This window comes from Candidatus Thorarchaeota archaeon, from assembly GCA_013388835.1.
Classification (GTDB): domain Archaea; phylum Asgardarchaeota; class Thorarchaeia; order Thorarchaeales; family Thorarchaeaceae; genus JACAEL01.
This window is the reverse complement of the sequence record JACAEL010000093.1, coordinates 1-8027: the sequence shown is the minus strand read 5'-3', so window position 1 is coordinate 8027 and position 8027 is coordinate 1. Positions and strand designations below refer to the sequence as shown.

Genomic DNA, 8027 nt, shown 5'->3' with positions numbered 1-8027 from the left:
CTGCATGATCTCAATGTCACTTAGGATGACCGCGAACATACTCACGGGCTTTCGCAGGGTCTCGACGCCCCCTCGCATCTCTCGCCGCTCAAAGACAAGATGATGTTGCAGGGCCAGCATGTCCTTTGCAGTCTGGTCGGCCCCCTCGTAGTCTGTGCTGACGTCAATGACCCCAGCAGTCTTTTGTGCTTCGCTTCGTCGATACGAGCCTGCGTAGTACTTGCATGTTAGGTCCACAAACTCTTGATAGGATGTGAGATTCACATCCGCGTACGGTGTGATCAGCAGCCCGAGATAGTAGACATCTCCCACATGAGCCTTGACCTGATAGATGTGACTGCCCAAGTCATCAGCTATCGGGCGGACCAACTCTGACCCGTACTTGATTGTATGGAGGACGTATTGACGCATCTGAAAGAGGTCAACCACGTTGATCTGCCCAAATCCGACCTCCGCAAGTGTGCGGGTCTCCTCGTCCTCGATAATCCCCTCACCACCGAGAATGTTTGCACTGTTAATCATTCCACCAGATTCTGACATGGCGCTGACCACAGCCACTGTCATGGAGTTCTTCTCTATCCGTTCCGAAAGTGAAGGCTCCACTTCGTCGAACCTTTCGAAGACAGGTGGTCGTGACAGATGGATACCTCCTTAACGCTCCGAGGGGCCGCCTGAACTCTGCTCCGTACGTTCATATCCGTATTTGTGACAGATTCTGAATTACTGCCTCAGATTCATGACTTGCCTCGGTCTATCGCCGGATTCTGGTGGACCGCATGCTAGTAAGCCACAGACTGAGCTCTGACAGTGTTTCTCCGAGGCCCGAGTTCATGGGGCGCATGTGCAGAGGGAATCAGACGGACTGATGGCGTCGCTCGCCGCCAAACATACGAAGCCCTGACCATTAACCGAGCAGTATCCTCTCAATGACGAAATAGAAGAAGACCGCCTCACCAAGATACAAGACCATGATGTGAAAGGCCCAGAAGACCTTCCGCCAGTGCCCACCGAATCTGATGATGGAATAGATGAAGAAGGCGGCGCTGCCCAGCACCAACTCGGGGATGATTATGTAGACTGCAACATGCCCAATCATCGAGACGTTCTGGGCTGCCCATGATGGCAGCATCCACATGGTCTCTTCTGCGATACCGAATATGAGCACACTAATGGACACGACGAATGCCTGTGCTCGCAGGTAGCCATACTTCTCTTCAACTCTGGCACCCGAGTAGATAATAGCAAAGAGCGGTATGGTCCAGAGACCCGCCATGTAGAGAGGGACCGGCCCAATCATTGGCGAGCCATCCACAGGAAAGACCAGCACGCCGAGTTGCTCAGACAGGACCCAGTCGGGAAAGACCTGGAGTACGCTCAGCAGGAAGACAAAGCTCCAGATGTTTATCCATTCGTAGTGACCTCGGATAAGCCCAACAATGGGAATCAGCGCGTTGTATATGCAGACCAATGCAAGCATTTTCCATCCCACTGCAGCACCAACTGGCACAAGAAGAACGGACGCGGCAATGGCAGCGAAGAAAGCGTGGACGGCTATCACGTCTCGCATCTCTGGCTCAAGCTGAAGGGTCAACCTCTGTCTCCTCACATCATTTGTGTTGGTCGTGACTCACCTGCTGGAATCGGTGATAAGCATACCGACTCTGGAGAGGACCCTGGACCATGTGGGGCGCAGGTTCATATGCTGTCATGCTCATGGCTCAGCAATCGCAATCGAGGATACCGAGCATGTCAGAGAAGCTGGGACAGCTGGACTTGGTGTTTGTTGTTGACAACACTGGATCGATGGGTCCGTACATCCAGCAAGTGAAGCAGAGGATACTGGAGATAATCCGAACGATCAAGAAGGAGGAGCTCTGTCACCGTCTGCGCGTGGGACTTGTCTGTTATAGAGACCATCACCCCGAGGAGTCCACTTACGTAACGCGGAAGTACGAGCTCACTTCGGACACCGCCCGGATAGAGAGGAACGTGATGGAAATGGAGGCTTCTGGGGGAGGAGATGGTCCTGAGGCAGTGGCTGATTCTCTGGATGTCACCAACAGGATGGAGTTCCTGACTGAAGCAGCCAAGGTCGCTGTGCTCATCGGCGACGCGCCCCCACATGGCGTCGAAGAGGGCGACATCTGGCATGAGTGCCCCGATGGAATAAGCTGGGAAGCCGAGATAGAGAAGGCTCACAGCAAGGGAATCGTCATCCACACCGTGGGTTGTCACCCTGAGATAGAGTCGTACAAGAATGCGATTGCCGTGTTCCAGAAGATTGCTGCTCAGACTGGAGGCAAGTACTTCCCCCTGACAGAAGCGGGACTGCTCGTTCAGCTCATCACTGGGATTGCTGTCGAGGAGATTGACAAACTCGCCATCCAGCAGTCCATCCTTGAGGAGATGGGTGCATCTCTGGGCAAAGCAGAGCTCCCTGCTGAGGGCGAAATGTCTGACGACATGGTCCGGGACCTTGCGGAAAGACTGGTTGCGAAGGGCACAAAGAGGCGAGCGGTGACGATGGCCAGACCTGCCGCCACTGCTGCGGCGCGGGCCCCTAAGAGCGAAGAAGTGCAGATAGGAGAGCAGTCTGTGTCCGAAGACGACATTCGTGAGGCGATTCGCCAGCTGAGAGCCAAGTCCAAGAAGTAGCTCTCGAATACTGAGGTGTTGACAACATGCAAGTGTCAGCTGAATATGCGCTTGACACATGGGCTCCGCATGGTTTGTTGCAAAAGTTGCAGAGAACCGTATTAGGCGAGCGAAACGAAGCCTGACGACACGATATGCTCTACAATGATGTCGCAGAGACCGTTGGGAGGACTCCTCTGGTACGACTTAATAGAGTCAGTCCGTCCGTGAGAGCTAGCATTCTGGCCAAGCTTGAGATGAAGAACCCCGGTGGAAGCTCAAAGGACCGGATAGCCCGGTTACTGATTGACCTTGCAGAGAAGAGAGGACTCTTGCGTACCAGTATGACCGTAATAGAGGCCAGCAGTGGCAACACTGGCATCGGCCTGTCGATGATATGTGCTCTCAAGGGCTACGACTGTGAGATTGTAGTTCCGGAGTCGACTTCTCCGGTCCGTGTCGCCATCATGCAGTCGTACGGTGCTCGCGTCATACTGACCCCCTCAGAGCTTGGTGTGGACGGGGCACGAGAGTTCGTAAGGAATGCTGTCAGGTGCAGCCCCTCGAAGTACTACAATCCTGACCAATACAACAACCCCGGCTGTTGGTTGGTCCACTATGAATCGACAGCAAAGGAGATACTCGAAGACGCTGGCTGCGAGATAACACATGTGGTCGCCGGACTAGGCACATCCGGTACGCTCATGGGCATTGCGAAGAGGTTTCGGGAGTATTCTCCGAACACCATCATTGTCTCAGTAGAACCGGAACAGGGGTCGGAGATTCCCGGACTCAGGAATATGGACGCCTCGTGTGTACCTAGCATATTTGACAGCTCGCTCGTGGACCGGAGAGAGTTCGTGAGCACAGAAGCGGCGTGGCGGACTGCCGCTCTGCTTGCCACAAGAGAAGGGCTTCTCTGCGGTCCCAGTTCGGGGGCAGCTGCACACTGCGCGCTAAGACTGGCTCATGAGATTAGTCTCGAAGAGAATGGACGAGCGGTCATTGTTGTCGTACTACCTGATTCCGGCGAGAGATACCTGCTGACACGGGTGGACAGTCCTACCAGCCGCCCCATTGAAGTCTCACACGGTTCCTTTGGCCGAGTCCGTTGCCAAGAAGGACTGGAGTGACTGCGGGAACGAACTGACCAGTGCCCTGCATGACCTGCAACATGCGTGCTTGAACGGCAGAGCACAGGTCAGTCGCTCGCTTGCAGGGCGGGCCTCAGAAGTCCCTTTCCCGGGACTTGGGTGGCCTCACACCTGTACATATCGAGGAGTACTCTATCAGCTTCCACTGTCCGCTCTTGTTCTTCGCAACAGTCACAGGTGTGTCAAGGTCCTTTCCCCCGCTGTCGATAAAGATCTTCAGCGTGTCATTCCCCCGATCTTCCACCCTCGTAACTACTAGTTTCAGGCTGCTCTTGGAGTAGGCATAGTCGTTGTCTGGAGTTCCTCCAACGTACGACCGTGCAATGTGTGGATTCTTTTTGAACTGACCTATGTAGTAGCGTGCATTGGGTCGTAGCTTGTACCCCGATGGACTGTTTGATGACTCCAGGGTGTCATCCTTTGTGACCACGACAGTCATCATGGCATCTGCGAGTTCGGGGTCATCCTCCACCTTCAGCGCAGCCATGATGTAGTACAAGATTGTGTTCTCTGGCTTCCCAGCATCTTTCTCCCAAGCCGCCTTGAACTTGGGGAAGTCTGTGATTAGGGCCTTTGTGACAGTGGTGGCCATATACACTTCACCGGCCTTGCCATGGTGTACAAGAAGAAAAGTGTTCCTTGTGCCTGATTGCAACCGTTGGCACTGCCACTGTGAGGCGTCTGCTCTACTATCGGAAACGCATGTCGGTCGAGGAGGTGTTTCTAGTCGTGAGAACTCTCAGTCGGCAATACGTGGTCACCACTGCTTGGCATTACGAATCATAGATGATGTCTGGCTCGTTCTGTAGACCTACGGCTGGTGTTCGTCGCACATCATGCAGCCTTGCTCCCCGGTGGGACTCCCTCTAGTCGGACTAGCAACCACCTTCCGGGCTGGTCTGCCTTCTCAACCGCCAGGATCATGCCCTTGCTCTCTACTCCGCCTATCTTCCTGGGTTCTAGGTTGATCAAGAACAGAGCAGTAATCCCAGTCAGTTCTTCGGGAGTATACTGGTCTGCCAAGCCGGTCACAATCGTCCGCGTCTCGCTTCCTATGTCAACTGTCAGCAATAGGAGCTTGTCCTTCTTTGGGATTCTCTCAACTCTCAGTATCTTACCTGCTCGCAAATCGAGCTTCTTGAACTCCTCGAGTGTTACCGTTTCTGTCCTCGTCTCTTCCATGGGCTTCTCACCCTTTGCCCTTGCCTCGGCATCAAGTATTCTCTTGTCAATGTTTTCCTTCAGCTTGGCTAAGAAGTCCTCTTCAATCTTGGTAATCAACGGGATTGGTTCCCGAATCTGGGTGCCAACCGCCGGCGCCAAACAGCACTCTTCCAGAGGCACACCATGTATGTCGGTCCCTGTGTGTCCGAGTTGTGTCCATATCCTCTCTGCGATGCCCGGCATTATGGGTTCCACAAGAATGGCCAGTGCCTTAATGAGAGCGACGCAGTTGAAGAGGACTTGGGCTGCTCGCTTCCTGTCCGTCTTCACCAGGTCCCATGGCTTGTTGCTCTGGAAGTAGTTGTTGCCAACCGATGCCAGTCGCAAGACCTCGTCTGCCAGTCTCTTTGGCTCGTATTCGTTGGCCGAATCTATCGCGGTCTGCACAGCCCTCCGAATCTCTGATTGGAGGACGGGCTCTACAACCCCTTCCGGAACAGTATCAAAGTGCTTCTTGGTGAAGTAGATGGCCCGGTAGATGAAGTTGCCAAAGGTGCCCGCAAGCTCAGTATTGACCTTGTCCTGGAACGCCTCGAATGAGAAGTCAAGGTCACGCGTGTGTCCTGTGAATGAAACCATGTAGTAACGGAGATAGTCGGGGTCGAGGCCCATCGCCAAGTAGTCATCCTCTATCCATACTACATAGCCCCGGCTCCTGCTGAACTTGTGCCCCCCTATGTTCAGCATGCCTGAAGCAACAACGGCATGAGGCAGGTTGTAGCCACTCCCCTTGAGCATTGACGGCCAGAATACACAGTGATGATAGACTATGTCTTGTCCGATGAAGTGAACTATCTTGCCATTCCCGGGCATCCAGTACTTCTCCCATGCATCCGCCTGCCCCGTCTTCTTTGCCCACTGCTCCGTGCTTGAGATGTAGTGTATTGGTGCATCCACCCAGACGTAGAGGACAAGACTCTCGTCGCCGGGGAATCTCACACCCCAGTTGAGATCACGAGTTATACACCAGTCTCTCAGTCCTTCATTCACCCAGCCAAGAGCGTAGTTTCTTGCATTCTTGGTGCCCTGGATGCCCTGCAGATACTCTCTGAGAAACGAGTCGAAGGCAGTGAGCCTGAAGTAGTAGTGCGTTCTCTTGACCAGTCGAGTCTGAGACCCACAGACAGCGCACCTAGGGTTCAAGACCTCCCCGGGTTCAAGGTATCTCCCACAACCTTGGTCGCACTCGTCACCTCGAGCGTCATTGTGACAGTATGGACACTCCCCTCTCACAAACCTGTCCGGCAGAGACCTCTTGCACTTGTCACAATACGGGGTCTCAAGTTCTTTTGGATAGATGAAACCGTTTCTCTGCAGTGACTTGACGAGCTCAAGCGTCCGATGGATGTTCTCGGGGTCGTCTGTTGACCCGTAGTTGTCGAAGTGGATGTTCAGTCGTGGAAAGATGTTCAGGTAGTGTTGATGGTATTTGAGGTATAGTTCTCTTGCCGACACCCCTTTTGCCTCTGCAGAGGTCAGGACTGGAGTGCCGTGTGTGTCAGAACCGCAGACGAAGGTCGCATCAACCCCCATCTTCCTCAAGAGCCTGACGAAGACATCTGCGGGAACATATGTACGGAGGTGCCCAATATGGAGGGGTCCACTGGCATAGGGCAGGCCACAAGTGACCAAGACCGGCTCCTTGCATGGGAATGTATCAATAACAGTGCTGTCACTCATGAGTCTCACACTCCTTCCGTGCTGGCCGGGATATATCTGGTCCCCACTCAGGTTGCTGCCATGCTACAAACAGCCACACAGAGTGTGAGGTGGTCCACTGACTGAGGCGAATCACACTCGTAGGATTGCAGATTGTGAGCTTGTTATCCCGCCTTAGGTTGTTGGACCTCAGACCGTATCCCGCTTGATATAACTCTGTCGATGTTTCAAGCGCACTGACACCAGACAGATGGCCATATGCCCGAGATAGTAATAAAGCCCCGCAAGCGGCATGTGGTAATACACCAGAGGTGATGCTTCTCAATGCAAACCAAAAGTGGAATGCCTAGAATTGGCATTATTGGAATCGCCCTGACTACTGTCATCGGTTCTGGGGTCTGGAAGGATTCACTGACATGGTCGAATTCTGCCGGGTTCTTCAGCATCGCTGCGGTATTCGTGGGTTGGCTTTTGATGCTGACCGTCGGGCTCTCTTACGCAGAGTGCGTCGGGATGTTCCCACAGGGTGGTGGTCCGTACAGCTACGTCGGAGGCGCTTTCGGAAGGAAGGCTGGCGCGTTCACTGGTATGCTCTATCTTGCAGCCTACATCTTCATCGGGTCGCTGCTGGCGTTTCTCACTGCGTTGTTCGGTCTGATAGCGCTGGAGATCTATACCGGGTTGGCCGTGACCACTTTGAACATTGTGCTTTTGACCGCGTTGGTCGTGGTGGTGCTGGGTCTTCTTGGGGGACTGACCCCGGTCAAACACTTCGGGATTGTTGCCTTTCTGTGGGTGGTCATCAAGATAGTCCTAGTGATTGGTGTCTTCTCCTTGCTCTTCACCAACTGGACTCCCAATGTGGTCGTACCATCGTTGGATGGGTTCCAGAGCGCGCTCAACAACAGCATATGGGCTCTTCTTGGCTTCGACCTGATGCTTGTCTTCAGCGGTGAGTTGACTGAGCCCGAGAAGAAGATGCCCAAGACAATCCTCCTGACTCTGCCCATCTTTCTCGTGGTCTACCTCATAGTTTCACTTGCCGCTTCTGGAGCTGTGGCCATCGGAGAAATTCCATCAGGTTCTGGTTCAGCCACCCTTCTGGGAATCCTTGCAAGCAAGACCGGGGTATTCGCTGGACTTGTGTTCGTATTTGCGTCGTTCTCTGCAGCTGGGACTGCATACGCAATCCTAGCGGCTCTAGGCAAGCAGGCGTCCATTCTTGCAGCCGATGGATACCTCCCCGCCTTCTTTGGCCGTGACACGCGGGGTCTGAAACTCAACGCTGCAGTCCTTGGGGTCGTCTTGGTCCTGATTGTCAGTGTTCTGATGACCGCAAGCCTTGAGGTCTGGGGG

At 53.9% G+C, this 8027-nt stretch carries 7 protein-coding genes; 3 read left to right on the top strand and 4 right to left on the bottom strand.

Features of this window, described 5'->3' with window-relative positions; translation table 11 throughout:
* Both HXY34_13770 and HXY34_13765 read right to left on the bottom strand, forming a co-directional pair.
* A partial coding sequence (locus HXY34_13770) for a hypothetical protein (GenBank protein NWF97200.1) occupies window positions 1-564 on the bottom strand: 564 nt, incomplete at its 3' end.
* Between the two features lie 340 nt (window positions 565-904).
* Entirely contained in the window at window positions 905-1591 is a 687-nt protein-coding gene (locus HXY34_13765) for a hypothetical protein (GenBank protein NWF97199.1), read from the bottom strand.
* Between the two features lie 155 nt (window positions 1592-1746).
* Here HXY34_13765 and HXY34_13760 point away from each other — a divergent pair, with 155 nt between their 5' ends.
* Window positions 1747-2655 (top strand): VWA domain-containing protein, encoded by a 909-nt coding sequence (locus HXY34_13760; protein NWF97198.1) that lies wholly within the window; start codon window positions 1747-1749, stop codon window positions 2653-2655.
* A gap of 134 nt (window positions 2656-2789) precedes the next feature.
* The gene (locus HXY34_13755) at window positions 2790-3767 is read left to right on the top strand and encodes a cysteine synthase family protein (protein NWF97197.1); all 978 of its coding nucleotides are present in this window, start codon (window positions 2790-2792) and stop codon (window positions 3765-3767) included.
* 94 nt (window positions 3768-3861) lie between these two features.
* Here HXY34_13755 and HXY34_13750 read toward each other — a convergent pair whose 3' ends face one another.
* Together HXY34_13750 and metG are read right to left on the bottom strand one after the other, a co-directional pair.
* The gene (locus HXY34_13750) at window positions 3862-4380 is read right to left on the bottom strand and encodes a hypothetical protein (GenBank protein NWF97196.1); all 519 of its coding nucleotides are present in this window, start codon (window positions 4378-4380) and stop codon (window positions 3862-3864) included.
* A 242-nt stretch (window positions 4381-4622) separates the two neighbouring features.
* Complete coding sequence (gene metG / locus HXY34_13745) at window positions 4623-6692, bottom strand: methionine--tRNA ligase (protein NWF97195.1); 2070 nt, start codon at window positions 6690-6692, stop codon at window positions 4623-4625.
* A gap of 303 nt (window positions 6693-6995) precedes the next feature.
* Here metG and HXY34_13740 point away from each other — a divergent pair.
* Window positions 6996-8027: amino acid permease (locus HXY34_13740; GenBank protein NWF97194.1), on the top strand; the 1032-nt coding region annotated here is incomplete at its 3' end.

What these genes read in the sequence shown, in the direction of transcription:
- HXY34_13760 (NWF97198.1), top strand. Translation starts at nt 1,747, where the DNA reads ATGTCAGAGAAGCTGGGACAGCTGGACTTGGTGTTTGTTGTTGACAAC.
- HXY34_13755 (NWF97197.1), top strand. Translation starts at nt 2,790, where the DNA reads ATGCTCTACAATGATGTCGCAGAGACCGTTGGGAGGACTCCTCTGGTA.
- HXY34_13750 (NWF97196.1), bottom strand. Translation starts at nt 4,380, where the DNA reads ATGGCCACCACTGTCACAAAGGCCCTAATCACAGACTTCCCCAAGTTC.
- metG (NWF97195.1), bottom strand. Translation starts at nt 6,692, where the DNA reads ATGAGTGACAGCACTGTTATTGATACATTCCCATGCAAGGAGCCGGTC.